At 60.9% G+C, this 24455-nt stretch carries 23 protein-coding genes; 9 read left to right on the plus strand and 14 right to left on the minus strand.

What is annotated here, in order from left to right:
* Positions 1-16: 16 nt before the first annotated feature.
* Positions 17-1276, plus strand: a complete 1260-nt coding sequence (gene icd / locus DES49_RS11635; protein ID WP_133736595.1) for an NADP-dependent isocitrate dehydrogenase — start codon at positions 17-19, stop codon at positions 1274-1276.
* A gap of 146 nt (positions 1277-1422) precedes the next feature.
* Here icd and DES49_RS15720 read toward each other — a convergent pair whose 3' ends face one another.
* Complete coding sequence (locus DES49_RS15720) at positions 1423-1749, minus strand: cold shock domain-containing protein (RefSeq protein WP_133736596.1); 327 nt, start codon at positions 1747-1749, stop codon at positions 1423-1425.
* A gap of 263 nt (positions 1750-2012) precedes the next feature.
* On the opposite strand from DES49_RS15720, the gene clpS reads away from it, so the two are divergent.
* Positions 2013-2390: an ATP-dependent Clp protease adapter ClpS gene (gene clpS / locus DES49_RS11645; RefSeq protein ID WP_133736664.1), complete on the plus strand. Its 378-nt coding sequence runs from the start codon at positions 2013-2015 to the stop codon at positions 2388-2390.
* 13 nt (positions 2391-2403) lie between these two features.
* Positions 2404-4686 (plus strand): ATP-dependent Clp protease ATP-binding subunit ClpA, encoded by a 2283-nt coding sequence (gene clpA, locus DES49_RS11650; protein ID WP_133736597.1) that lies wholly within the window; start codon positions 2404-2406, stop codon positions 4684-4686.
* Positions 4687-4753: 67 nt separating this feature from the next.
* Here clpA and infA read toward each other — a convergent pair whose 3' ends face one another.
* From infA to DES49_RS11670, 4 genes are all read right to left on the minus strand, one after another.
* On the minus strand, positions 4754-4972 hold the full coding sequence (gene infA / locus DES49_RS11655) for a translation initiation factor IF-1 (protein WP_077531475.1): 219 nt from the start codon (positions 4970-4972) through the stop codon (positions 4754-4756).
* A 190-nt stretch (positions 4973-5162) separates the two neighbouring features.
* Positions 5163-6518: a DUF1329 domain-containing protein gene (locus DES49_RS11660; RefSeq protein WP_133736598.1), complete on the minus strand. Its 1356-nt coding sequence runs from the start codon at positions 6516-6518 to the stop codon at positions 5163-5165.
* 33 nt (positions 6519-6551) lie between these two features.
* Positions 6552-8459, minus strand: coding sequence for a DUF1302 domain-containing protein (locus tag DES49_RS11665; RefSeq protein ID WP_133736599.1), 1908 nt, complete (start codon positions 8457-8459; stop codon positions 6552-6554).
* An 82-nt stretch (positions 8460-8541) separates the two neighbouring features.
* Complete coding sequence (locus DES49_RS11670; RefSeq protein ID WP_133736600.1) at positions 8542-11655, minus strand: hypothetical protein; 3114 nt, start codon at positions 11653-11655, stop codon at positions 8542-8544.
* Positions 11656-11940: 285 nt separating this feature from the next.
* Here DES49_RS11670 and DES49_RS11675 point away from each other — a divergent pair, with 285 nt between their 5' ends.
* The 4 genes from DES49_RS11675 to DES49_RS11690 all read left to right on the plus strand — a co-directional run bounded on the left by DES49_RS11675 (position 11941) and on the right by DES49_RS11690 (position 15165).
* Positions 11941-12531, plus strand: coding sequence for an RNA polymerase sigma factor (locus DES49_RS11675; RefSeq protein ID WP_208297034.1), 591 nt, complete (start codon positions 11941-11943; stop codon positions 12529-12531).
* 13 nt (positions 12532-12544) lie between these two features.
* The gene (locus DES49_RS11680) at positions 12545-13234 is read left to right on the plus strand and encodes an anti-sigma factor family protein (protein WP_166646069.1); all 690 of its coding nucleotides are present in this window, start codon (positions 12545-12547) and stop codon (positions 13232-13234) included.
* A 56-nt stretch (positions 13235-13290) separates the two neighbouring features.
* Entirely contained in the window at positions 13291-13758 is a 468-nt protein-coding gene (locus DES49_RS11685) for a hypothetical protein (RefSeq protein WP_133736603.1), read from the plus strand.
* A 105-nt stretch (positions 13759-13863) separates the two neighbouring features.
* Positions 13864-15165 (plus strand): tetratricopeptide repeat protein, encoded by a 1302-nt coding sequence (locus tag DES49_RS11690; RefSeq protein ID WP_133736604.1) that lies wholly within the window; start codon positions 13864-13866, stop codon positions 15163-15165.
* Here the strand turns inward: DES49_RS11690 and DES49_RS11695 are convergent.
* The 8 genes from DES49_RS11695 to DES49_RS11730 form a co-directional block, all read right to left on the minus strand.
* On the minus strand, positions 15143-15991 hold the full coding sequence (locus DES49_RS11695; protein ID WP_208297035.1) for an EAL domain-containing protein: 849 nt from the start codon (positions 15989-15991) through the stop codon (positions 15143-15145). The genes DES49_RS11690 and DES49_RS11695 overlap by 23 nt on opposite strands.
* A 52-nt stretch (positions 15992-16043) precedes the next feature.
* On the minus strand, positions 16044-16754 hold the full coding sequence (locus DES49_RS11700; RefSeq protein ID WP_133736606.1) for an arginyltransferase: 711 nt from the start codon (positions 16752-16754) through the stop codon (positions 16044-16046).
* A complete protein-coding gene (aat, locus tag DES49_RS11705; RefSeq protein ID WP_133736607.1) occupies positions 16751-17464 on the minus strand; it encodes a leucyl/phenylalanyl-tRNA--protein transferase in 714 nt (237 codons plus the stop codon). The genes DES49_RS11700 and aat overlap by 4 nt, the downstream gene beginning before the upstream one ends.
* A 9-nt stretch (positions 17465-17473) precedes the next feature.
* Positions 17474-18418: a thioredoxin-disulfide reductase gene (trxB, locus tag DES49_RS11710; protein ID WP_133736608.1), complete on the minus strand. Its 945-nt coding sequence runs from the start codon at positions 18416-18418 to the stop codon at positions 17474-17476.
* A gap of 68 nt (positions 18419-18486) precedes the next feature.
* A complete protein-coding gene (locus DES49_RS11715) occupies positions 18487-19398 on the minus strand; it encodes an AAA family ATPase (RefSeq protein WP_133736609.1) in 912 nt (303 codons plus the stop codon).
* A gap of 5 nt (positions 19399-19403) precedes the next feature.
* Positions 19404-20306 carry a carbon-nitrogen hydrolase gene (locus DES49_RS11720; RefSeq protein ID WP_133736610.1) on the minus strand — a complete coding sequence of 301 codons (903 nt, stop codon included), beginning with the start codon at positions 20304-20306 and terminating at the stop codon, positions 19404-19406.
* On the minus strand, positions 20299-21354 hold the full coding sequence (locus tag DES49_RS11725) for an agmatine deiminase family protein (RefSeq protein ID WP_279591382.1): 1056 nt from the start codon (positions 21352-21354) through the stop codon (positions 20299-20301). Before DES49_RS11725 ends, DES49_RS11720 begins: the two co-directional genes overlap by 8 nt.
* A 50-nt stretch (positions 21355-21404) precedes the next feature.
* Positions 21405-21761: a hypothetical protein gene (locus tag DES49_RS11730; protein ID WP_133736611.1), complete on the minus strand. Its 357-nt coding sequence runs from the start codon at positions 21759-21761 to the stop codon at positions 21405-21407.
* A 230-nt stretch (positions 21762-21991) separates the two neighbouring features.
* Here DES49_RS11730 and DES49_RS11735 point away from each other — a divergent pair, with 230 nt between their 5' ends.
* The gene (locus DES49_RS11735) at positions 21992-23236 is read left to right on the plus strand and encodes a lipoprotein-releasing ABC transporter permease subunit (RefSeq protein ID WP_133736612.1); all 1245 of its coding nucleotides are present in this window, start codon (positions 21992-21994) and stop codon (positions 23234-23236) included.
* The gene (locus DES49_RS11740; protein ID WP_133736613.1) at positions 23229-23921 is read left to right on the plus strand and encodes an ABC transporter ATP-binding protein; all 693 of its coding nucleotides are present in this window, start codon (positions 23229-23231) and stop codon (positions 23919-23921) included. The genes DES49_RS11735 and DES49_RS11740 overlap by 8 nt, the downstream gene beginning before the upstream one ends.
* On the opposite strand, the gene DES49_RS11745 is transcribed toward DES49_RS11740, so the two are convergent.
* The gene (locus DES49_RS11745) at positions 23899-24435 is read right to left on the minus strand and encodes a DUF2062 domain-containing protein (protein ID WP_208297036.1); all 537 of its coding nucleotides are present in this window, start codon (positions 24433-24435) and stop codon (positions 23899-23901) included. The genes DES49_RS11740 and DES49_RS11745 overlap by 23 nt on opposite strands.
* Between the last annotated feature and the right edge of the window lie 20 nt (positions 24436-24455).

The following is a 24455-nucleotide window of genomic DNA, read 5'->3' on the forward strand; positions in this document are numbered from 1 at the left end:
CAATACGGAGAAAAGCATGGGATACGAGAAAATCAGCGTGCCGAAAGACGGCGATAAGATCACGGTCAACGCCGACCTGTCCCTGAATGTGACCAATCACCCGGTCATCCCCTACATCGAGGGCGACGGGATCGGCGCGGATATTACGCCCGTTATGATGAAAGTCGTCAATGCGGCGGTGCAGAAAGCCTACAGCTCCAAACGTTCCATTGTCTGGATGGAAGTGTTCTGCGGTGAAAAGGCTACCAAAGTGTATGGGCCGGACAACTGGCTGCCCGATGAAACCCTGGAAGCGCTCAGGGAATACTCGGTCAGCGTCAAGGGGCCTCTGACGACGCCGGTGGGAGAGGGCTTCCGCTCGTTGAACGTCGCCCTGCGCCAGGACCTGGACCTGTATGCCTGCATCCGTCCGGTGCGTTGGTTTGAAGGGGTGCCCAGCCCGGTCAGCCACCCGGAGCTGACCGACATGGTGATCTTCCGCGAGAACTCCGAGGATATCTACGCCGGCATCGAATGGCAGGCGGACTCCGCCGAGGCGAAGAAGCTGATCCAGTTCCTTCAGAACGAAATGGGCGTAACCAACATCCGCTTTCCCCAGGAGTGCGGTATTGGCGTCAAGCCGGTTTCCAAGGAAGGTACCCAGCGGCTGGTCCGCAAGGCGATCCACTACGCGATCGAAAACGACCGGCCTTCGGTAACCCTGGTCCACAAGGGCAACATCATGAAGTATACCGAAGGGGCCTTCCGGGACTGGGGGTATGAAATCGCCCACGAGCGGTTCGGCGCCGAGCCCCTGGACGGCGGGCCCTGGCACGTGATGACAAACCCCAACACGGGGCGCGAGATCGTTATCAAGGATGTCATCGCCGATGCCTTCCTGCAGCAGATCCTGATGCGTCCCCATGACTACAGCGTCATTGCCACACTGAACCTCAATGGTGACTACATTTCCGATGCCCTTGCGGCCGAGGTTGGTGGTATCGGTATTGCGCCGGGCGCCAATATCGGCGGTTCCGTGGCCATGTTCGAGGCAACTCACGGCACGGCGCCCAAGTATGCTGGCCAGGACAAGGTCAATCCGGGGTCCATTATCCTGTCGGCAGAGATGATGCTGCGCCACATTGGGTGGACGGAAGCTGCGGATCTTGTGGTTCGGGGCATGGAAGGGGCCATTGCCGCGAAGACGGTCACCTACGACTTTGAGCGTCTCATGCCCGACGCCACACTGCTCAAGTGCTCCGAATTCGGTGATGCGGTCATCGATAATATGGATTGAGTTGCGGTAGGGGGGCGCAGCCCGCTTCGGAATTACCGAGGCGGGCTCTGGTGCGTAGATGTTGCGTGAGCCCTGGCTCACTCCGGTCCGTCGGTCGCCTTGCACGACAGAGAGAACGCGGAGTAGCCGCTGGAAACAGCCATTCCTCAGACGGTGACGTGATCCCGCTTGCGTTCGGCCGTACCGGTTTCCCGGCTATCCTGATTCTGGTCCTGGTTCTGACCTTTTGCGTCGTCTTCAGTGTCCTGTGCCGACTTCTTGGGGGGCGTTTCAAGCGGAATAATATTAACCGCGTGAATGCCCTTGGCACTGGGCTCTTTTTCGAATTCGACACGCTGGCCGGCTTTCAGGGTCTTGTAGCCTTCCATCTGGATCGAGGAGAAGTGAACAAACAGATCCTCACTCTCGCCTTCCTCGATGATGAACCCATACCCCTTGGCATTGTTGAACCATTTAACCTTGCCCTGGTGCATTGCCTCCTCCTTGTTTCAGGTCTCGTAGGGCCCGGTATTGCTAAATGCCGACTGCGTATCTGGCACGTTTCGTCACGGAATGTAACGCTTTGTAAAACCTATACCGGGAACTGTTGACGAAATTTCATTCAGAGTCAAGGGGCGCGCACTGAATATGAGGATTGGTTAATTCTCAAGGGGAGGGCGTGTGCCGCGGGGAACGTGATAAAATGCGGATGACAACAAATTCCAGAGCATGGCTTGTAATTCCGGTGCAGCAACACATGATTAGAGAAGATAGGTTCGTAAAAGTGGAATCCCCTCTACTAATATGGAATCAGGAGGGCGAAGAGGAACCCGGTCAGGACGATGGGACGGCGGTAGCTCCCGAAAAGCCGGAAGTTAAGCGCCCTTCGCTGTACAAGGTGGTACTGATGAACGACGACTACACGCCAATGGATTTTGTAGTGGATGTCCTGATGACGTTCTTCGCCATGACGGAGGAGAAGGCAACGCAGATCATGCTTGCGGTACACACTCAGGGCAAAGCTGTCTGTGGCGTCTATACTCGGGATATAGCGGAAACGAAAGCAGCCCAGGTGAATCAATACGCTTCCGAGCATGATCATCCGCTGCTGTGTGAGATTGAACGAGCTGACTGAATCGGGGTGGCCCATGCTCAGTAAAGACCTCGAACTGACTTTGAACGAGGCATTTCGCAACGCACGCGACAAGCGTCATGAGTTCATGACGGTGGAACACCTGCTTCTGGCGCTGCTCGATAATGAGTCCGCGGTCAGGGTTCTGAAGGCATGCGGTGCCGATATGTCGCGGTTGCGCGAAGAACTCAATGACTTCGTGGACTCCACGACGCCATTGATTCCATCCAACGACAGCGAGCGTGAAACCCAGCCGACCCTGGGCTTCCAGCGGGTGCTCCAGCGCGCGGTTTTCCATGTGCAGTCTTCCGGCAAGAAGGAAGTCACCGGCGCCAATGTGCTGGTCGCGATCTTCAGTGAGCAGGAAAGCCAGGCCGTCTTCGTGCTCAAGAAGCAGAACGTTGCCCGCATCGACGTGGTGAATTTCATTTCCCATGGCATCTCCAAGGTCTCCGGTCCTGAAGAAAAGGACGGCGGCGAACAGGAATCCATGCAGCAGCAGGAAGAGGCGGTTGAAGAGGGCACGTCCTCCAACCCGCTTGAGGCCTATGCCCAGAACCTGAACGAACAGGCTTCCCAGGGCCATATTGACCCGCTGATCGGGCGCGAGAAGGAAGTGGAGCGCGTCGTTCAGATCCTGGTGCGCCGCCGCAAGAACAACCCGCTGCTGGTGGGTGAGGCCGGCGTGGGCAAGACTGCTATTGCCGAGGGCCTGGCCAAGAAGATCGTCGATGGCGATGTGCCGGATGTGATCAAGGACGGGGAGGTGTTCTCCCTGGACCTCGGCGCGCTGCTGGCCGGCACCAAGTACCGGGGCGATTTCGAGAAACGTCTCAAGGCGCTGCTCGCGGAGCTGAAAAAGCGCGAACACGCGATCCTGTTCATTGACGAGATCCACACCATCATCGGCGCCGGCTCGGCTTCCGGCGGGGTCATGGATGCGTCCAACCTGCTCAAGCCCATGCTGGCCTCGGGCAAGATGCGCTGTATCGGATCGACCACCTTCCAGGAATTCCGTGGCATCTTCGAGAAGGACAGCGCCCTGGCACGGCGCTTCCAGAAGATCGACGTCAACGAACCGAGCATCGAGGACACCTACCTGATCCTCAAGGGGCTCAAGACGCACTTCGAGAAGCACCACGACCTCAAGTACACCGACAAGGCGCTGCGCAGCGCCGCGGAACTGGCGGGACGCTACATCACCGACCGCCATCTCCCGGACAAGGCCATCGACGTAATCGACGAGGCGGGCGCGCGTCAGCAGCTTCTGCCGGTGTCCAAGCGTCGCAAGGTGATCAACGAGAACGCCATCGAGGAGATTGTCTCGGCGATTGCGCGCATACCACCAAAGCATGTGTCCACGTCCGACAAGGACCTGCTGCGCAACATCGAGCGGGACCTGAAGATGGTGGTTTTCGGGCAGGACCAGGCGATCGAGTCCCTGTCCACGGCCATCAAGCTGGCCCGGGCCGGGCTCAAGTCTCCGGAGAAGCCGGAAGGCGCCTTCCTGTTCTCGGGCCCCACCGGTGTGGGCAAAACCGAGGTGACCCGCCAGCTGGCCAAGCAGCTTGGCATTGAGCTGGTGCGCTTCGACATGTCCGAGTACATGGAACGGCACACCGTGTCACGCCTGATTGGAGCGCCTCCGGGCTACGTGGGCTATGACCAGGGTGGACTGCTTACAGAGAACGTGAACAAGACGCCGCACTGCGTGCTGCTGCTCGACGAGATCGAGAAGGCGCACCCGGACGTGTTCAACCTGCTGCTGCAGGTCATGGACCACGGGACCCTGACGGACAACAACGGACGCAAGGCGGATTTCCGGCACGTGATCCTGGTGATGACCACGAACGCGGGCGCCGAGCAGTTGACGCGCCGCTCGATCGGCTTCGCCAACCAGGACCACAGCACCGATGGCATGGAGATCATCAACAAGACCTTCACGCCGGAGTTCCGGAACCGTCTGGACGGCATCATCCAGTTCTCCGCGCTCAATGCCGAAGTCATTACCCATGTGGTGGACAAGTTCCTCACCGAGCTGCAGGCGCAGCTGGATGAGAAGCAGGTTGTACTGCACGTGGATGACGAGGCCAAGCTCTGGCTGGCCGAGCACGGCTACGACGAGAACATGGGCGCACGTCCGATGGGTCGCCTGATTCAGGAGAAGATCAAGAAGGGGCTGGCCGAGGAGATCCTCTTCGGGCGCCTGTCCCAGGGTGGCGGTGAAGTCCACGTGAAGGTCAGCAACGATGACCTGGCGTTCGAGTTCGAGACCGAGCAGCCGGAACCTGTTGAATAGGCCTGGCGTAACAGGGAAGCGGTAGCCATTGCCCCGGTGTCATTCTGGCGCCGGGGCATTTTTTTGTTTAACGGTACCGGTAGGTGATGCGGCCCTTGCTGAGGTCGTAGGGGGTCAGTTCCACCTTCACCTTGTCGCCCGTGAGAATCCGGATGTAGTTCTTGCGCATTTTCCCGGAAATATGGGCCGTCACGGTGTGTCCGTTTTCCAGCTCGACGCGGAACATGGTGTTGGGAAGGGTGTCGACAATAACGCCTTCCATTTCAACGGCATCTGATTTTGCCATTCAGCTCTCTCTCCGTACCTTCGGTATTCGTTCGGATGAATCTTACAGTGATGTTCAATGCTTATAAAATGCCCATGAAGGCAAAGTGGCGCAATTTTGCCTTAATCGACGTTAATAGGCAAAGCCTTGAGGCTGGATAAGGGGAGATGGCATGGCCAGAGCGGACTGGCCATGCCATGGTCGCGGTGTTTCAGCGACGCAGTGCGGAGGGAGTGAATTCACGCGACCGGCGATTGATGCCGAAGGTGTAGGGCTTCGATTCCTCGTTGGTCATGCCCATCACCAGGTAGCGGCCGGATCTCGTGTCGTACAGCGTCTCAAACGCGTAGAAGGGGATATCCACGTCGTACGCCTGCAGCATGTGCGACTCAGCCACGCGCCAGAGCTCACCACGACCGTCGTAATGATCCACGACGGCGATCTGCCAGCTGTCCTCGTCGATGTAGAAATCACGGGTCTCGTAGATGTGGCGTTCACCGTCCTTGAGCGTTGCGCGGATGTGCCAGACACGGTGCAGCTCATAACGCGCGTGCTCCTGGTTCACGTGACCGGCCTTGATGATGTCGTCGTACGACAGGTCCTCGGAAGCCATCTCATAGGAGTTGTACGGGATGTATTTCTCCTTTTTACCGACGATTTCCCAGTCGTACTTATCCGGTGCGCCGTTGTACAGGTCCAGGTTGTCCGAGGTCCGCTGTCCGTCGGCGGCTGTGCCCGGTCCGTCATAGGCGACCTGGGGGGCGCGGCGGACACGGCGCTGGCCGGAATTGTAGAGCCAGGCCCTGCGCGGCTCCTCGACCTGGTTAATGGTCTCGTGCACCAGCAGGGTGTTGCCTGAAAGCCGTGATGGCGCCTTGATGGTCTGCTTGAAGTAGAACAGGATATTGTCGTGCTCGTCCGCGCCCGCATCGTAATCCGACAGCTCCCAGGGGCGCACGATTTCCTCTTCAAACTGGACCTCGGTGAAGGCCCCATCCGTCTGGGGCGTGACCTGGACCACGTTGCGTTTCAGTGCACCACCACGATAACGGGTGGTGTGGTTGAAGATGATCTCCAGGGCGTTCTGGGGAATCGGAAAGGGCGTGGCCTTGTCGTAGTTCTTCAGGCCGTTGCCGCTTTCAACCAGCTCAACCGTAGTGGCGTTCTCCTGCGTCTGATCCATGATGGACTCGGGCACCGCGGCGGTCCGGCGGGTCTTGTAGACCGGGATGAAGTAGTCGTCATAGGACTTGATCATCCTGACCTGACCGGGCGTCAGCTTGTCTTCGTATTCATCCACATTGCTCTGGTCAATGCGGAACTTTTCCTCATCCTGGGGGAATGGGTCGACATAGCGGTGATCCCCTTCGTAATTGTCGGGTGCGGTGGTCAGGCCGCCGTCCCAGGCAGGGATTTCATCCCCGTTGCCGGCCTTCTCCGCGCCCATGGGCGTGAGATCGTCACCCAGACGCGCCGCTTCCTCTTCCGATACGGCGGCCAGGGCGCTTCCCGAACACAGTGACGCCATCAGGATGGCGGTTGATATGAGGTTCTTGCGAGTTTTCATGAGTTTCTCCTCAAGTATTTATTGGCGTTGGTTTCAGAATGAGTAGGAAATGTTGGCGGACAGGAAATCCCGGTCCTTCATCTCGTTGTAGGGTTCGCCGTCGAAGAACTCGGTGTAGCTGAGTTCCACATTCCAGCGGTTCTGGTAACTGGCGGCGGCAGTCAGACCGACCTGTTTGCTGCCTTCCGTGAAGTTGCCGGCGGGGCCGGGGGCGAAGCCGCTCACGTCATGGGAAACGAATATCGAAGGCATAAAGTTCCAGCCCATGTAGAAACTCGAATAGTCCCAGGCGAAAAGCGCCCGATAGCCCCAGGAAAAGTCCGTCACGTAGCCGTCACTGCGGCAGTTGGATGGATTGATATTGGCGCCCGGATCGCCGTCAGGACCTTCCCGGCAGAAGTCACCGGTGAAGTTTTCGCCGTCAACGGGCAGTGGGCCGGCCCCAAAGGTGGCGCTGCGCCCGAAACGCTCCTCGCTGCTGTCCGGCAGGCCGTGCACGTAGGTGCCGCCGACCTCGCCCACAACAATGAAGCGGTCCGTGCCCATGACCCGGTCGAAGAAGTGAATGAAGGTGCTCTGGAGCTGGGAGATGTCGAAACGGTCGTAACCCTGAATGACTTCACCCGCAAAGTTCTTATCGGGATTGGCTTCCCGGCGGGCCTGTTCCGTCTTGCTCAGGATCTCGCCGTTGGGGCCGCGTCGTTGCAGACCCGCAAAGATCACGTCCGTGCTGTTCCGTTGGACGGGTTTGTCTGGCTGGAAGCTGTATTCGGCGCCCACGGAGGTCCCCGTGGGAATGGTGGTGTTCAGGCTCAGCCCCATGATTTCCAGGTCTTCCGGGTACTCCACGAAGTAGTTCGGGAAACGGGTGCTGTCCTTGTTGGGGTCGTAGTCAACATTGGCCGTGGTGTTGCCGGCTTCCGGATTGTTGGCACGAACGTTGAGCAGCGGCAGACGGCTGTGGTGCCGCAGATAGTACGCACCCAGCTCAATCCCCGAGTCCGGCAGGAAGTACCGAGCCGAGAGGCCGAACTGGCCGGTATCATCCGGCTCCTGGTCGGCTTCCCGGGCTGCGAAAAGTCCATCCTCCAGGGCCTGCGAGTCCGGCGCCTGACCGGCCAACAGCAGCGGGCCACATCCGTCGGAAACCACATCCACTGTGGAGAAGAAGGTTCCGCAGTCCTCGATCTCAAAGGGCTCCCATTTGGTCTGGAAGTAGCCCTCCACGGTCAGGTTATTGGTAACACCCGCTGAGACAAACAGCATTTCCGCCGGCAGCAGCACATCCTTGACCTCGGCGCCAGGCTTGCGGAACGCGGCGACGTCAATGGGGTTGGTCTGGTTGATGCCACCGAGGATGAAGGTGCTTTCCCCCCAGTTCACCACCTGCTTCCCGTAGCGGACGCTCACCGGCACGTTGCCGAGCCACATGTCGCTGTAGACGTAGGCATCGAGTATCTGGCCGGAGGAGGCGTTGTCGTATCCCTCGTCGGTGAGGTGGCGCTTCTGCCCGACGGGGTCCGTGGCGAAGTCGTCTTCGCGCAGCTTGAAGTCGTGGGAATAGCGGTACTTGAACTCGCCACCGAACGTCGTAAAGGTCGGACTGTTTGTATTGTATTCCGCCGAAAGCTCCGTGCGCGCGCTCAGCGACTGGGAGAAGAAGTCCCCCTGCTCGAAATTCAGGTTACCGTCATCGCCGTTATTGGTGGATGAGCCGGTGTTGCTGAAAGCGAACTCCGGGCCCAGGTTGCCCTGGGCAATGAAATCCTTTTCCTGCTCGCTGGCCCGCATACCGACGCCGGCCCGCAGCTGGTTGTCCGAACTGAATTCAATGCCCACAAGGTTGAACTCCGTTGTCGCCTGCGTGGGCGTGGAAACGGCGCCTGCCAGGGCGAGGGCCAGGGTTGTGGTAGCTCTGGTTGTCTTGTTGTTGACTGTCATTGGGCTTACTCCGGATACAGTTGGGTCGGGGCGTGGCCCTTTTTGTGGCCACACCGACTCGAATCAGGTTGCTCAAGGGGAGCTAGAGGAAGTCGATCAGACCGCCGTCGTCACCGCCGTCAGTGCCGCCATCGCCACCGGAACCGTCACTCGAAGGTTCTGAGCAGTCATCACCGGTGTCCTTCACCACGCAGCTGTTGGTGTTGACGGTGCCGTTGCTGAACAGCTCCATCGTCTGCAGGGCCATTTCGTTGAAGACCGGCGTGGAGCTGCCTGCTTCGGCCTCCTCCTGACCGGCGGAAACCGGGTTGCCGTGGGCGCCTTCGAGGAAGCGGGTAATGACGGGAACGCTGCCGGCCAGCGGTGTTGATTCAGCGCCTATGGCATTGGCAAGCGGCTCCGTGCCGGCCAGTGGTGCTGGCTCGCTGTCGACCTGGAATCCGGTGTCCTCGGTTACGAGCTCGAGTGGGCCGAGATCAAAGTCTTCGCCAATGTCATGCACGTTCGCATCGGCTGCGTTCGGCACGGTCTGGTCCCGCATGAGGTCCTCATTGCCCGGGGTACCGACGATCTCGGTCAGCAACACATCATCGCCTTCGTAGAAGCCGGCGTAGGCAGACGGGTCCACGGAGTCGATCAGGCTCTGGAAGACGTTGAAGTAGATGTTCAGCTCGGTATTACCCTGGGCGAGCAGGCCATCGGATTGCTCGTCTAGGCCCTGGAGCAGAGTCGGACCCTGGGAGGGTGAATTCTCCAGCAGCCGCGTGAAGTGGCCCCCGGTATTCAGGAAGGCTGAGCCGTCAATGCCGGAGAGATTATCGTTGCCGGCAGCCAGCGCTTCGTTGTTGATATGGGGGAAACCGACGGCGCCGGAACCTGAGATCGAGTGCGTCAGGAAGTAAATGCGCTCCGGATCGATATTGAAATCGTCACTTTCCTGCTGCCCGGCACAACGCCCCTCATTGACACAGTCCGTGATCGCCTGCTTGATCGCGGGAATGGAGCTGCTCACATTCAGCAGGTCCATGGTCACCTGGTGCATGTTGCCCGCAGTGTTCGGGAAGTTGGCAAAGTTCAGGTAGGTGGTGCCCGACTCCGGGTTTTCCAGCTGCCCCGCGGGCACCGCCGGCTCGCCGGTGGCCTTGGCCGCGAAACCGAAATGCCGCTCAATAGCGTCCCCGGAAGCGCCTTCCTGTTCGTTGATGTTGATCATGCCCGGGACGCCATTCTCCTCATCCCGCGCACTGGCCACGCCTTCATCGAAGATCCCGTGCAGAGGCATGTCGATGCCGACGGTGACAAAGCATTCAGAGGCATCCTGGGCACACAGCAGGCCGGTGGCCGTGGCCATGGGCAGGATCGCGGAGCGGTCGGTCGTGGCGGCGTGTTGATAGATGATGACCGGGAATTCCGTGGTGTTGTCGGTCCCTGCTGCCGTTTCAAAGGCGGCGCTGGTGTCTGGGGCCGTGACGACCAGGGGCACCTTGGTTTCACCGGTCTTGCGGACAAAGGGGAATTCGCTGGTCACGCGGTCCGTCGGTGCCAGGGGAAGGTCCACATCCGAACCAAAGTCGGCGGCCGTCCAGTTGCTGTTCTGGATGGTGCTGCCGTCGGATTCATCCGCCGGTATGCCACCGTAATAGGGCAGCGTAATTTCGCCCTCGTACACCCGGATGTCTACATCAGCCTCGACACCAAGGAGAACCTCCCCACTCTGACCAAGGGAGGGATTGATCTCGCGTCCAAGCTTCTGGCTGAAGAACCGCACATCCCGGGGTTTGGGAGTATCCAGTTGCTGCTCAGCGGCCTCGGCCAGGCTGGTGGCCTTGTCCGAAATGGCCGTGGCGCGTACCAGATCAACCGCCCGCACGGCCGCAGCCTGGGCGATCAGGGCTGTATCCGGGGCCAGGGAGCCGTCCGTATCAAGGGCAATATCCTGGTAGGTCACCTTCTGGCGGTTATCCCGCGCCTCGATCAGGAGCTGTGCCAGTGCCGGATCGAAAAGCGGCACGTCCTCCTCGTGGAACAGGAGTGGATCGGCGCTATCGCTTTCCTGCGAGAGCAGCTCGAACAGCTTCTGGTTGATGGCCTTGTCGCGGTCGCTTGCACCGTCGTCCAGGGGCACGCCGCTGAGGTTGTAGGTGCCATCCAGGAGCTTCTCCAGCGCTTGCTTGCGCTCACTGGTACGCACGCGTTCCTCAAAGTGGGTCTGGGGCGCCGCGTTGGCAAGAAGAACGTCATCCACACCCGTAGTGGTGAAGGTGGTTGAGAAAGTCACGTCCTCGAAATCAGGAATTGACGCGTCATCGCTAATCGCACTGCGCTTGAGGTCAAAATAGCGTGCGGCGATCCGGCGCGCAGGCACCGTGGCATCCCGGAAAGGCTGGAGGGCCGGGTTGGAGAGGGTACGCTCGGGGTCAGCGACCGTCTGGTAGCTAGGCGCACCGACCAGGGCCTTGCCGGATTGGGTGTTGATGTCATTGGTAATAGCCACTGCATACTTGGTGTTGGGCCGCAGTGGCTCCAGGGGCAGAATCCGGATGGTGTTGTCCGTGCCGCCATCCAGGCTGATGACTTCCACCCGGATACGTTGATTCTCGGCTACCAGCCCCTGAAGGAGCTCGTTGGCTTCGGTACGGTCCGCCTCGTCGTCGCTGTCCAGAAGACGCTGGGCGCGCTCATACCGGTCCATGCGGGAAATGCCGGCCACCTCGTCTTCGAGCGGGAAGCGGCTGTCACCGCTGGGCTGGGTCAAGGGAATCAGGAATACGCTCTGTTCCGGATTGGGAATCACTTCGTCATCGCGTTCAATGAAATCCCGGGCGTCCAGGGTCTCCGGATCAATACTGTCGCTGATGCGGATATCAAAGGGTTCCAGTACGGAGTTGCCGTCCAGGTACCCGATGCCCGCGGTTACCGGGTTGTAGTCCGGTGATTCCGGGTCCACGAAATTCCCGTTGAGCATCGTCCCGTCCTCCTCTTCACTGAGGAAGAGCAGCGCGTCACTGGGCAGGGGGAACTGCGAATCCAGGGGTTTGAACACCGGATGCGGGCCCTCTTCAATGGCGGTAGGTCCCGAGGTCTCGATGTCCGGTTGGGTATTGGCGTTGCCTGCCGGGCCGCCGCTCTCCAGGCAACCGGCAAGCCCCAGGGTCGTCAGGGCAACGCCGATAAGCGTTTTGTTGTAAGTACGCATAACTCAACTACCTTTTGTTGTCTTGTCGCGTTGAACGGGCAGCGATGCTGCTGGTTCGTGAGTCGGGGACTGAAACGGGAGGAGGGAAAAAAGGGTTCCAAAAAAAGTTACGGAAGGTTTCCGGAAGTGAGTCGAGCGTTACAATGTGCGATGTACATCACAAAATAAATCGCCGGAGCAGTATTTTCATGGCCACGCGGTAATAGGCTATCCTTAATCAGGTATTTTCCGTCCCCCGCGAATAAGGGTTGTCGTGCGAGTGACCAAGCTTTCAGGGTTGTTGTAGTGGCCATTATTCCGTTCAGGAAACCGTCACGGGAGATGCAGTTCGAGGAGGCTGTAAAACCCCACCTGACCACCCTGTACCGTTTTGCCTATCGGTTGACCGGCAGGCAGGAAGACGCCGAGGACCTGGTCCAGGAAGTGCTTACCCGGCTTTATCCCAAGGCGGACGAGGTGCTTGCCGTCGACCACCGGGGCCCCTGGCTCAAGCAGGTGCTGTACCGCCAGTTCATCGACCAGACCCGCAAGCGGGCCTGGCACGCCGAGCGTGTGGCCTCCGACGTGGTCTCCGAGGAATACGCCCAGGACTTTTTCGATTCCCTGCTCCGCTCCCACGATAACCCGGAGTCCGCCATGAGCGGCGACCGGCTCAGGCAGGCGGTGGCATCCGCTCTGAACGGACTGGCACCGGATGAGCGTACACTGCTCCTGCTGCATGACGTGGATGGCTGGCGCCAGGAGGACATTGCCCAGGTTCTGGATACGGCCGTGGGCACGATAAAATCCAGGCTGCATCGCTGCCGTCGAAAATTAAGGGCGGAACTTGGCGAAGAGCTGGAACCTTTTCTTGATGACTTACGTCTCAAGGACTGAGGGGTTGACGACTATGACGTGTATGAATATCCGAGACCAACTGATTGCCTACGCTGCTGGCGAGGCACTGGACGAGCAGGAGCGCGAGGCCGTTGAGGCCCATGTACGCGACTGCCCGGACTGTGCGCGCCGCCTGCGCTGGGAAGAGCGCGTTCAGCAGGCCGTGCAGGAGGAATCGGACATACCGGATCCATCCGCGGATTTTGAGTCCCGCGTGCTGGCGGCAGCGACAGGCAGGAACAGGGCCGGGGCCGGCGCGACAAACGGTGCCTGGAAACAGCGCTCCATCATTGGCGGAGCCGTGGCCGCCGCCCTTGTAGCCGGGATCTTCGTTGGCACCGGGATGCAGGGGAGCGAGAAGTCGGTGCCGTCGCCTGAAAGGGTGGAAACCGTGGAGGCGGAGCCGGTCTGGAATCGGGAAGAGACCGTCAAGCTGGCGTTCGACACCAAGGCCCGCCTCGACGATGTCAGCCTGACCATCGAACTGCCGCCCCACGTGGAAGTCACACGGTTCCCGGGACACCGGAAGCTGACCTGGCAGGTGGATATGGAACCGGGCAAGAACGTCATTGCACTGCCACTGCGGATTGCGTATCCCGAGGGTGGCGAAATTGTCGCGCATCTGGGCAAGGGCTCCAAACGGCGAACCTTTGTGGCGCCATTGCCTGAACTTGCCAACGAGAGTCAGGAGCCGGCCTTATGAGGTATCGGGAGCGAATTCGGAGCACATGCATCAGGCTGCCGCTGGCCATCGGCCTTATGATGATTGGTTTACCGGCACTGGCACAGTCCGACGAGGAAATGGATGACGTCACCATGCAGATGGTGACTGATGAGGATGAGCTCTCCGGCGAGATGATGCGGGAGATCGAGCTGACTGCGCCGGTTGGTATGGATTCCGAAGCGGGTTTGGATGAAGCCGATAACCTGGATGAGCTGGAAGCAGGGGTCAGGGATGAAACCGAGGGCCTGCAGGAGGATTTCTCCGAGGACGTGATTACCGGTAGTGACGATGAACTGGCCGAAGAGGTGGGTGACGTCGAAGAAGGGTTCATCGATGAGGAAGGGGATATCTCGGTTCCGATTGATGACGCCATTGATGACAGCGAGGACCTCCTGGGCGATACCACCGATGACCTTGAGGACGGCGTTGAGGACTCGGCGGACGAACTCGAGGATACAACTGACGAAACAACGGATCAGCTTGAGGAGACCCTGGATCGCTGAGTACCCGCGTTACGGAACCCTTACAGCTCGATCCCGCTTTCCCTGTGCGTGCTACACTCAGTCTATCGTACTGAACGCTTGAACACGCAATGATCAGGGGAAGCTTTGTCACGCCTGCTTGGATTTTTCCTTATGCTGGGGCTGCTGGCCTCGGCATCGGTTGTCGCGTCAGAGGCTGATCGGTTGAGTCCGCAGGAGCGGTTCCGGGCCGGCGTTGAGGCGTTCCAGGCGGGCGAACTGAAGCGTTCCCGTGCACTGCTCGAAGCGGCTTGGGAAGGAGGGGTGGATACAACGGCCCTTCATTACAACCTGGGCGTTGTGTATTACAAGCTGGGCGAGTACCAGCGTGCTGAAGCCCATTTTGGACGGCTCCTGGACACTTCCCAGCGGGATCTGGCGCTTTACAACCTCGGGCTTGTGGCCAGGGCGGACAGCCGGGAGTCCAAGGCCAGGGCCTATTTCCGGCAGGTTGCCGAGGAGGCGGAGAGGGACGCACTCAGGCGGTTGGCCCACTCACGGCTCGACACTCGGGAAGAGAAGAAGGCCCCGGAGAAGCCGGCGCCCCCCCTGCAAGGGGTTGTGTCCCTCTCGGCGGGGCACGAGGACAATATCTCCCGACTTCCCGATACCGGCCCGTCCCAGCTTTCCGACAGCTTCAGCGACGCACTCCTTGCCCTCAGGGGAGAGCTTTCTGCGCTTGAGGTTTCCGCCGCAGCCTACCGTCGCCATTACCATTCAGAGTCCGACTACAGCGCGGATTTCGGCCGCCTGGGGCTTGCGTGGGTCAATCAGAGCGGGGAACGACAGACCCGGATTGGCCTGAAGCAGGCGTATCTGCGTTTCGGCGGGGAATCCAGGCAGTGGCAGAGTACGCTGGAAATGGACTACCGCCTCAACAACTGCCTGACCACGGCTTCCGACCGCTGCACCCTGAACCTGGAAGGCACCCACATTACGCCCTATACGGGATTCAGCTCGCGTGAGGGCGAGCGCTACCGCGCCACCGCCTCCTATAAGCAGCGGCGTAACAACTGGGAAGGCAGTCTGCGCTACCGTGCGGAACTCAATGAGCGCAAGGATCTCGAGACGGACAGGATCTTCATCAGCCACTCCCCGCGGCGTCACGGTCTGTTCTCGGAGCTGGCGTACCAGGGGTTCAGCCAGCTTTCGCTGGGCGGGGAGATTGGTTACCGCTACAGCAATTACCCGGATGATTTCAGGCTCGGCTCCACGGCCTCGGGGCATCGGTGGGATCACCGGTACGAGCTGGGATTCACCGCCGATTGGGCGTTGGGGGCAGCGGTGCGGTTAAAGGGTGAAGCCATCTACACCCGGAATGACAGCTCACTCGAGCGTTTCGACTACGGCAGTCGCCGATTCCAGCTCAGCCTTCGCTATCGCCTGTAACGCGCACCTCCTGCCGCCAGCCTTCAGCATGGCGCCCAAGAGGCTCGGGTGCGCCAAAGTAATAGCCCTGAACCGCATCGATGCCAAGATGCCTCAGCATCTGCGCCTCGCCCCGGGTTTCGACGCCTTCCGCCAGTAACTGACAGCCTGTTTCAACGGCGAAACCGGTCATGGCCCTGATCAGTGCCTGGCTGTTGGCGTTGGCGTCAATGTCACGGGCCAGGGACTGATCGAGCTTGATGATCTCGGGCTGGAATTCCAGCACATGGCGGAAGCTTGCATACCCCGAGCCCGCGTCATCGATGGCGATGCGCAATCCGGCCTCGCGCAGGGGGGCCAGTATTTGCAGCAGCGGCCTGTAGTTCTGGATGGCCTCATGCTCGGTGATCTCGAGCACCAGCTTTTCAAGCGGGTAGTTCGAGAGTATTTCCGTCACAGTCCCGTCAAGAATCGTTGATGGCGATATATTCAGGGACATGTACCGGTTACCGGTTAGCTTCTGGGTATCCCTGAGTGCGCGCTCGAGTACCGCGTGTTCCAGGGTTTCCGTGAGACCGGCCAGCGCCGCCTGGTTGAACCAGTACCCCGGCTTCCCGGCAGCAGATGTGGTGAAGCGGGTCAGGGCCTCAAAGCCAACAAGCTGTTCATCGCTGAGTCGATGGATGGGCTGGTAGACCGGGCGGAAGCGTTCGTTATCCAGGATATCCTGGAGATGCATGGGCGTGCGCGTGAGTTCGATATCTTCCATTGAGGAATACAGCATGTCGAAACCCCGATTCGTGGAGAAGGCAAACAATTCGTCGTTATCCTGAACACGACAGTCCACGGGAAAGGGTTCCCGGATCGGGCAAAAAAGATTGACAGGAATGTGACCGGTTTCAGGAAACCAGGTCGACCCAGCGTCCGTTTACAAGCTGTTGGAGAGGACGGAAACGGGTCTTGTAGTTCATCTTCCGGCACTGGCGGATCCAGTAGCCCAGATACAGGTGGGGCAGGCCGCGGCGACAGGCTTCCTCCACCTGCCAGAGGATGGCGTAGGTGCCGAGGCTGCGTTTTTCCTCGCCCGGCTCAAAAATGGTATAGATCGCCGACAGGCCATTATCCAGCACGTCCACCACCGCGACGCCGATCAGATGACCCTCCCTGCGCATCTCGAGGAAAAAGCCATCAATGGAGCCCTCGATCAGGAAGGACGTGAACTGTTCCCTGCTTGCCGGGTACATATCTCCGTCGTGGTGGCGCTCATTGATGTAGCGCTCGTAGAGGTTGTAGATCTCCTCGTCGAAACGCACCGGGGTGGTGGTCAGGTCCAGATCCTGGTTTGCCTTGCGGATGCGCCGCTGGGAGCGATCCGGCTGGAAGCGCTCCACGGGGATGCGAACCGGGATGCAGGCATTGCAGCCGCGGCAATGTGGGCGGTAGTAATGGGAGCCGCTGCGGCGGAAACCGAGTTCGGTAAGCTGGGAGTAGAGGGATTTGTCCACGCGTGCGCGGGGATCGACGAACATGGTCGTGGCCTGGCGGCCCTCCAGATAGCTGCAGGGGTGCTCTGGCGTGGCAAAGAAAATCAGGGTCTTGAGACTGCTCATGGGTCCGCCTCCGCGCCCCAGTGCCAGTCCATGCGCCACTCGTGACCAGGCTGGCATCGAACACTTTCCCTGATTATAGACAAAAAGTCGCTGCGTGGAATGCGTTCGGCGCCCATGCTCAGAAGATGGGTGTTTTCCACCTGACAGTCCATCAGGCGGTAGCCCCAGCGTTCAAGCTGGCGGGCCACGTGCACGAACACCACCTTGGAGGCGTCCCGTTCCAGGCTGAACATGGACTCGCCAAAGAACGTCTTGCCGATGGCGACCCCATATAGGCCGCCCACGAGCTGCCCTTCCGGCGTCCAGGCCTCGAAGGAGTGGGCATGTCCAAGCTCATGGAGGTGGCAGTAGGCCTTCTCCATGTCCTGGGTGATCCAGGTACCTTCGGCGCGCAGGGCGCCACAGGCATGGATCACTTCCCGGAAGGCGCAGTCCACGGATATCCGCAGCCGCTTCTGGTTGAGCTTGCGGCGCAGGCTGCGGGAAATATGCACCCGGGATGGAAAGAGGACACAGCGTGGGTTGGGGGACCACCAGAGGATGGGCTGGTCGTCGGAGAACCAGGGGAAGATCCCCTCGCTGTAGGCCCGAAGGATGCGATCCGGATGCAGGTCGCCGCCAATGGCGAGCAGGCCGTCCGGATCATCCAGCGCGGTTTCCGGATCCGGAAACCAGTGGGAGGTGGTGTCCAGCCAGGGGAGTGCGGTCATGGGGCAGCGTCAGGCAAGACCGTCCAGGTACTTTTCGGCGTCAAGCGCCGCCATGCACCCGAAACCGGCCGAGGTGACCGCCTGCCGGTAAACGTGGTCGGCCACGTCCCCGGCGGCGAACACGCCCGGCACGCTGGTTTCCGTGGCCATGCCCTCCAGGCCGCTGCGGATGATGATGTAGCCGTTGTTCATATCCAGCTGCCCCTCGAAGAGGTCGGTATTGGGTTTGTGGCCGATGGCGATGAATACCCCGGCAACGGTCAGGTCCCGGGTCTCGTCGGTGTTCTTGCTGCGCAGGCGCGCGCCGGTCACACCGGTGCCGTCACCGAGGACCTCATCCAGGGTGTGATCCCAGATGATCTCGATGTTGTCTTTGGCGAAGAGCTTGTCCTGCAGGATCTTCTCGGCGCGCAGTTGGTCGCGGCGGTGGACCAGGGTCACGCTGTTGGCGATGTTCGACAGGTAAAGCGCTTCTTCGACGGCGGTATTGCCGCCACCGATCACGGCCACATCCTGGCCCCGGTAGAAGAAGCCGTCACAGGTGGCGCAGGCGCTCACGCCCTGGCCCATGAACTTCTCTTCGGACTCCAGGCCCAGGTACATGGCGCTGGCGCCCGTGCAGATGATCAGGGCGTCGCAGGTGTAGGTGCCGGAATCTCCAGTGAGGGTATAGGGGCGCTGGCTCAGGTCGGCGCCATTGATGTGGTCGTAGACCAGCTCCGTATTGAATCGCTGGGCGTGGTCCTTCATGCGTTCCATCAGGTCCGGCCCCTGGAGTCCCTCGATGTCGCCGGGCCAGTTCTCCACATCGGTGGTGGTGGTCAGCTGACCGCCCACTTCGATGCCGGTGATAAGCGTCGGTTGGAGGTTGGCGCGTGCGGCGTAGACGGCGGCGGTATATCCGGCAGGACCGGAACCGAGGATGATCAGGCCGTGATGGTTGGTCTGGCTCATGGTGCCCCTCTGTTGAAACGTGGGAAATGGAAACTGCGCACTATGGTAACGCCACGCCCCCGGCGGCGCTACTCGATAACGGGGACTTCCCGCAGAATCCGCTGCGAGAGAAGCTCCTGGCGGTTGTGGTGGCTGTCCACCAGCCGGTGTTCGACGACACTCGGCAGGATCGCCTGCAGGTCTTCCGGCAGCACATGGTCCCGTCCCTCCATCAGAGCCCAGGCCCTGGAGGCGCGCAGGAGCCCGAGCCCGGCACGGGGCGACAGCCCGTAGAGCACACCGGGAATCTCGCGGCTGTAGGCGAGGATGCGCTGGATGTAGTCGAGCAGGGCATCGGAGGTGGCGACCTCATTCACCGCCGTCTGCAGCTGGCCGAGCGTGTCGGGGTCCAGTATGGGCTCCAGCGCCGCTGTCAGCTCGCGCCGGTCCCGGCCCATGAGCAGCTCCCGTTCCGCGCGCCGGTCCGGGTAGCCCAGCTGCAGGCGCATCAGGAAGCGGTCCAGCTGGCTTTCCGGCAGCGGAAAGGTGCCGCCCTGGTCCAGTGGGTTCTGGGTGGCGATCACAAAGAAGGGTTCGGGCAGGGGGCGCGTCTCCCCCTCAATCGAGACCTGGTGTTCCTCCATGGCCTCGAGTAGCGCGCTCTGGGTTCGCGGGGAAGCGCGGTTAATCTCGTCAGCGAGGATGACCTGCGCAAAGATAGGGCCCCGGTGGAAGATCAGGGCGCCGGCTTCCTTGTCGTAGAGCGAGAAGCCCAGAAGGTCCGCCGGCAGCAGGTCACTGGTGAACTGGATACGGTTGTAACTCAGGCCCAGGGTGGCCGCCAGCGCATGGGAGAGGGTGGTCTTGCCCATGCCGGGAATATCCTCGATCAGGAGGTGGCCCCGGGCCAGGACGCTGCACATGGCGAGGCGCACCTGGTTGTTCTTGCCCAGCAGTATGCCGTTGAGCACGGATACCGCCTGCTGAATCTGTTCCGACATGGACATCAGTCTCGCACCCTTCTGGTCAGTTCACTGTAGGCATCAACGCGCCGGTCGCGCAGGTAGGGCCAGATACGCCGGACGCTCTCGGTGCGAGCAGGGTCGATGGTTGCCAGCAGCACCTGGTCCCCCTGGCCATCTGCCCGGGCGAGGAATTCCCCCTGTGGGCCGCAGATGAAGCTGTGGCCCCAGAAATCGATCCCCGGACCGTCGCCGGAGGGGGCATCCTCGTGACCGTGGCGATTGGCGGCGATCACCGGCAGGTTGTTGGCAATGGCATGGCTGCGCTGGACGGTGACCCAGGCATCAAGCTGGCGTGCCTGCTCACCGGCGTCATCGTTCGGGTCCCAGCCGATGGCCGTGGGGTAGATCAGAACCTCGGCGCCGGCCAGTGCCATCAGGCGGGCCGCCTCCGGGTACCACTGATCCCAGCACACCAGAACGCCCAGGTGGCCGACGCTGGTCTCGATCGGTCGGAACGACTCCGGGGAGCCGTCGCCCGGCGTAAAGTAGAATTTCTCGTAGAAGCCAGGGTCATCGGGAATGTGCATCTTGCGGTAACGGCCGGCAAGGCTGCCATCGGAATCCAGCACAACCGCGGTGTTGTGGTAGACGCCGCTGAGACGCCGTTCGAAAACGGAGCCCACAATCACGATATCGTGCTGGGCGGCCAATTCCCCCAGAAGGCTGGTGGTCGGGCCCGGAACCGGCTCTGCCAGGTCAAAAACAGCCACATCCTCGGTCTGGCAGAAATAGGGGGTCCCATGGAGCTCCTGGAGCACAACGAGCCGCGCGCCACGACCGGCGGCCTGCTCGATGAGTTCCGCCGTGGCGGCCAGGTTCGCCTCGCGGTCGGCACCGCACTGCTGCTGTATTGCGGCGCAGGGAATCGCGTTTCTGCTATTCATGAAGACCAACTCCCGGTGGCAACTGCATGGTAAGACAGTGAAGGCTACCCCCCTGTGCCAGCAATGGGCGGCACTGGATCGGCGTTACCCGACGGCCGGGGTAACAGGCGTCGAGCGTCTCGCACGCCTCGTCATCCTGGGGAACCCCGTAGACAGGTACGAGCACCGCGTGGTTGGTGATCAGGAAATTCGCATAGGTGGCCGGTAACCGGCGCCCGTCCGGCGTGTAAAGCGGGTCGGGCCAGGGCAGTTCCGTGAGCCGGTAGGGCGTGCCGTCGCGACGTTCCAGCCCGGCCAGTTCCCGGGCCATGGCCTGCAGTTCGGAGTAATGGCTGTCCGCCGGTTGGTCACAGCCCTGGTAGACAATATGGTCGTCGCTGCAGAAGCGGGCCAGGGTATCGATATGGCCATCGGTATCGTCGCCTTCAAGCGCCCCATGATCCAGCCAGAGGAAACGGTCCAGACCGAGGTGGGCCCGCAACTGTGTCTCCATCCACTCGGTGCTCACATCGCCGTTGCGGTTCGGGTTGAGCAGGCAGTGCCGGGTGGCCAGGAGGGTGCCGCAGCCATCGGTTTCCAGGGCACCGCCTTCAACTATCAGGTTCATGGGATTGAGGGGTAGTTTTCCGAAGAGCCCGCCGCTGTGCAGGTGCCCGTTGACCTGATCGTCCAGGGCGCTGTCGAACTTGGCGCCCCAGGCATTGAAGCGGGCATCCACGAGCCGGTGGTGGGTTCCATCGGTGAGGGTGAGGGGGCCGAAATCCCTTGCCCAGGTGTCGTTGGTGGGCACCGCTACGATATGAACAGTGCCCGTGCCACCCCGGCTGGCGGATTCAAGTGTCAGGAATCGTTTTATTTCAGAACCCTGAGAAGGATTCCTGCAGCAGATTATGACGTCTTCATCCGCCAGAACAGCCAATGCGATGCCCCGAAAAACGGGCTCTGCCTCTTCCATCCTGGAAGCCCAGTCCGAGTCGGAATGGGGCCAGGCCATAAGGACGGCGCCCTGGCGTGCCCACTCGGCGGCAAGTCGGAATTGTGGTGCCAATGCGCATCACTCCGGAGGCAGCAAGGGTGAAAAGCGCGAGGATAGCGGGTTCAGCCGTCCGTGTCAGGTTCAATGACGGTATGGATAACCCGGTCACTCTCAAAGACGACTTCAAACCGCTGATACTCCCAGCGCGTGATGGGCGGTTCCCCCACGGGACCACGGACCGATTCCGGAGCACCGAAGCGCCGCTCCACGGAATCCATGGCTTCGCCGCGGCGCGGCGTGCGCAGGTTGTAGTCCTTGTGGATTTTCAGGGAGAGCGGCTGTGCCTGCTGGCGCTCCATGCTTTCGGCGCTTCCCGTGTTCTGGGCCACCGTGGCGGTGCTGAACACGGCCGTCAGCAGGGCGCCGGCGATGAATCCGGTCAGGCGCGTTGATAAAAGGTTTGGCGATAATTGCGGCATGGTTGTCACTTCCAAAGATCCGGCATGAACTGTTCCTGTCTGTCACTATAGCGCAAGGTTGGCGTGCGTCGAGTCACTCGTCGTTTTCCCGGTTGTCTTGCAAGGGCTTTTGCTGAAAGGCCATAATCCGCACGACTTCCTCCTGAGTCCAGTCAATCAAAGTGTAACAGCGATTTCATAACTTGCAGGGCGGGCGATGATGCCCGGCCCAATAACCGGATAGACCATTCATGTTCAGACCGCTTTCCGTCTTCATCGGCCTGCGCTACACGGCCGCTAAACGCCGCAATCACTTCATCTCCTTCATCTCGCTGGTGTCCATGCTGGGTCTGATCCTGGGGGTGATGGTGCTGATTACCGTGCTCTCGGTGATGAACGGCTTTGACCGTGAGCTCAAGCAACGGATTCTGGGCATGGTGCCCCACGCGGTGGTTGAGTCCCGGGAAGGGCTTGATGACTGGCGATCGGTTGCCGATATCGCCGCCCAGGATCCCGATGTGGTGGGCGTTGCCCCCTATACCCAGGCCAAGGGTATGGTGACGGGGCGTGGCCAGGTCCAGGGCGTGATGATCAATGGCATCCATCCGCAGAAGGAAGTGGATGTTTCCATCATCCAGAACCATATGGTCACCGGCAGTCTTGCCAATCTGGAATCGGGCAGCTTCCAGATCATCATCGGGACCTCGCTGGCTCGACGGCTCGGGGTAGGCCAGGGCGACCGGGTAACCCTGGTGCTGCCGGAGGCCTCGGTGTCGCCCGCCGGGGTGTTGCCGCGCCTGAAACGCTTCACCGTGGCGGGCACCTTCAGCGTTGGCGCGGAGCTGGACAGCAGCTACACCCTGGTCCACTACCAGGATGCCGCCAAGCTGCTGCGTCTGGGCGACAAGGCCCAGGGGATCCGAATCAAGGTCAATGACCTGTTCAAGGCGCCCATGGTCGCGGATCGCATCGCCCAGGAGCTGCCAGGGAACCGTTACCGCACTACCAACTGGACCCACACCCACGGCAATCTCTTCGAGGCCATCCGCATGGAAAAAACCATGATTGGTCTCCTGCTGATGTTCATCGTGGCGGTGGCGGCCTTCAACATTGTCTCTGCGCTGGTAATGGTGGTGACCGACAAGAAAGCGGACATCGCCATACTGCGCACCATGGGCATGACGCCCCGGGGCATCATGGGCGTGTTCATGGTCCAGGGGGCGGTGATCGGTGTTGGGGGTACCATCATCGGCACCCTCCTGGGGATTGCGCTGGCGATGAACGTCAGCGGCGTCATCGAGTGGGTTGAGTCGGTTCTGAGCATGCAGTTCCTGAGCGCGGACGTGTATTTCATCAGCTACCTGCCGTCGGAACTCCAATGGAACGACGTGATGATTGTCGGCGGCGCCGGCCTCGTCATGAGTCTTCTGGCCACCATCTACCCCGCATGGCGGGCATCACGGGTACAGCCCGCGGAGGCGTTGCGTTATGAGTGAAACACCCATCATCCAGTGCTGGAACCTCACCAAGACCTACCGGGAAGGGCGCTCGAGCCTGACCGTTTTCTCCGGGGTGGACCTGAGCGTTGCCCAGGGCGAGACGATGGCGATTATTGGCACCTCCGGATCGGGCAAGACCACGCTGCTCAATATGCTGGGGGGGCTGGACCGCCCCAGTGACGGCGAGGTACTGATCGGCGGTGAGGATATCCACGGCATGAAGGAGCGCCACCGGTGCCGTTTCCGCAACAGTGCCCTGGGCTTCGTCTACCAGTTCCACCACCTGCTGCCGGAATTCACGGCGCTGGACAATGTGGCCCTGCCGGCGGCCCTGGGGCAGCGCTCACTGCGGGAGTCCCGGGACAGGGCGCGCCACCTGCTTGAACGCGTCGGGCTGGGTGAGCGCCTGACGCACAAGCCCTCCGCCCTGTCCGGTGGCGAACGCCAGCGGGTGGCCATTGCCCGGGCCCTGGTCAACGAACCGCGCTGCGTGCTCATGGATGAACCCACGGGCAACCTGGATGACGACACGGGCGAGCAGATCCAGGCGCTGATCCGCGAACTCAATGAACAGGTGGCCTCCGCCTTTGTGGTCGTCACCCATGATCCCGAACTGGCGGGCACCATGGGGCGCGTCTGCCGCCTGGAGCATGGCGGGCTCACTCCGGTGGCTGACACCTGAGCTCGCGCTCGCGAACGCGCTTGTGCCACTTGTGGCGAACCTGGCGGCGCCAGAGATACTGGATAAGCAGGTAACTGGACACGGAAAGAGTCACCCCCAGTATCAGGGAGCCGATGTAAAGTGGCACGCCCACCTCGATCAGGCGCTCGCTGATCCACTCCCAGCTGAGCTGGAAGGTTTCTGCCTCTTCGGGACGCCCCAGTACCAGGGTGCCGATGGCGTAGGCAAGATAGATCAGCGGCGGCATGGTGATCGGGTTGCTGATCCAGAGGGTGACCAGGGTCAGCGGCAGGTTGGCGTTGAACCAGATGGCGGTGAGTGCGGCGGGCACGGACTGGAACGGCATGGGAATCATGCACCAGAACACCCCAAGCAGGACGGCCCTTGCGACGGAGTGCCGGTTGATGTGCCAGAGGTTGGGTTCGTGAATCAACGCGCCCAGGAACCGCAACGAACGGGTTCTGCGGAGTTTTTCCGGGTTCGGGATAAAGCGTTTGATGAACCGCTTGTCCATAGCACGTCGTCAGTCCGCCC

It is taken from the genome of Halospina denitrificans, from assembly GCF_004364635.1.
In the GTDB taxonomy this organism is placed as follows: domain Bacteria; phylum Pseudomonadota; class Gammaproteobacteria; order Pseudomonadales; family Oleiphilaceae; genus Halospina; species Halospina denitrificans.

Excerpts from the sequence above, each read along its gene's own strand:
- trxB (WP_133736608.1), bottom strand. The coding sequence starts at position 18,418 with ATGAGCCAGACCAACCATCACGGCCTGATCATCCTCGGTTCCGGTCCT.
- aat (WP_133736607.1), bottom strand. The coding sequence starts at position 17,464 with ATGACCGCACTCCCCTGGCTGGACACCACCTCCCACTGGTTTCCGGAT.
- DES49_RS11745 (WP_208297036.1), bottom strand. The coding sequence starts at position 24,435 with ATGGACAAGCGGTTCATCAAACGCTTTATCCCGAACCCGGAAAAACTC.
- DES49_RS11665 (WP_133736599.1), bottom strand. The coding sequence starts at position 8,459 with ATGACAGTCAACAACAAGACAACCAGAGCTACCACAACCCTGGCCCTC.
- DES49_RS15720 (WP_133736596.1), bottom strand. The coding sequence starts at position 1,749 with ATGCACCAGGGCAAGGTTAAATGGTTCAACAATGCCAAGGGGTATGGG.
- clpS (WP_133736664.1), top strand. The coding sequence starts at position 2,013 with ATGATTAGAGAAGATAGGTTCGTAAAAGTGGAATCCCCTCTACTAATA.
- DES49_RS11700 (WP_133736606.1), bottom strand. The coding sequence starts at position 16,754 with ATGAGCAGTCTCAAGACCCTGATTTTCTTTGCCACGCCAGAGCACCCC.
- DES49_RS11735 (WP_133736612.1), top strand. The coding sequence starts at position 21,992 with ATGTTCAGACCGCTTTCCGTCTTCATCGGCCTGCGCTACACGGCCGCT.
- icd (WP_133736595.1), top strand. The coding sequence starts at position 17 with ATGGGATACGAGAAAATCAGCGTGCCGAAAGACGGCGATAAGATCACG.
- DES49_RS11670 (WP_133736600.1), bottom strand. The coding sequence starts at position 11,655 with ATGCGTACTTACAACAAAACGCTTATCGGCGTTGCCCTGACGACCCTG.
- clpA (WP_133736597.1), top strand. The coding sequence starts at position 2,404 with ATGCTCAGTAAAGACCTCGAACTGACTTTGAACGAGGCATTTCGCAAC.
- DES49_RS11740 (WP_133736613.1), top strand. The coding sequence starts at position 23,229 with ATGAGTGAAACACCCATCATCCAGTGCTGGAACCTCACCAAGACCTAC.
- infA (WP_077531475.1), bottom strand. The coding sequence starts at position 4,972 with ATGGCAAAATCAGATGCCGTTGAAATGGAAGGCGTTATTGTCGACACC.
- DES49_RS11660 (WP_133736598.1), bottom strand. The coding sequence starts at position 6,518 with ATGAAAACTCGCAAGAACCTCATATCAACCGCCATCCTGATGGCGTCA.
- DES49_RS11715 (WP_133736609.1), bottom strand. The coding sequence starts at position 19,398 with ATGTCGGAACAGATTCAGCAGGCGGTATCCGTGCTCAACGGCATACTG.
- DES49_RS11680 (WP_166646069.1), top strand. The coding sequence starts at position 12,545 with ATGACGTGTATGAATATCCGAGACCAACTGATTGCCTACGCTGCTGGC.
- DES49_RS11720 (WP_133736610.1), bottom strand. The coding sequence starts at position 20,306 with ATGAATAGCAGAAACGCGATTCCCTGCGCCGCAATACAGCAGCAGTGC.
- DES49_RS11730 (WP_133736611.1), bottom strand. The coding sequence starts at position 21,761 with ATGCCGCAATTATCGCCAAACCTTTTATCAACGCGCCTGACCGGATTC.
- DES49_RS11685 (WP_133736603.1), top strand. The coding sequence starts at position 13,291 with ATGATGATTGGTTTACCGGCACTGGCACAGTCCGACGAGGAAATGGAT.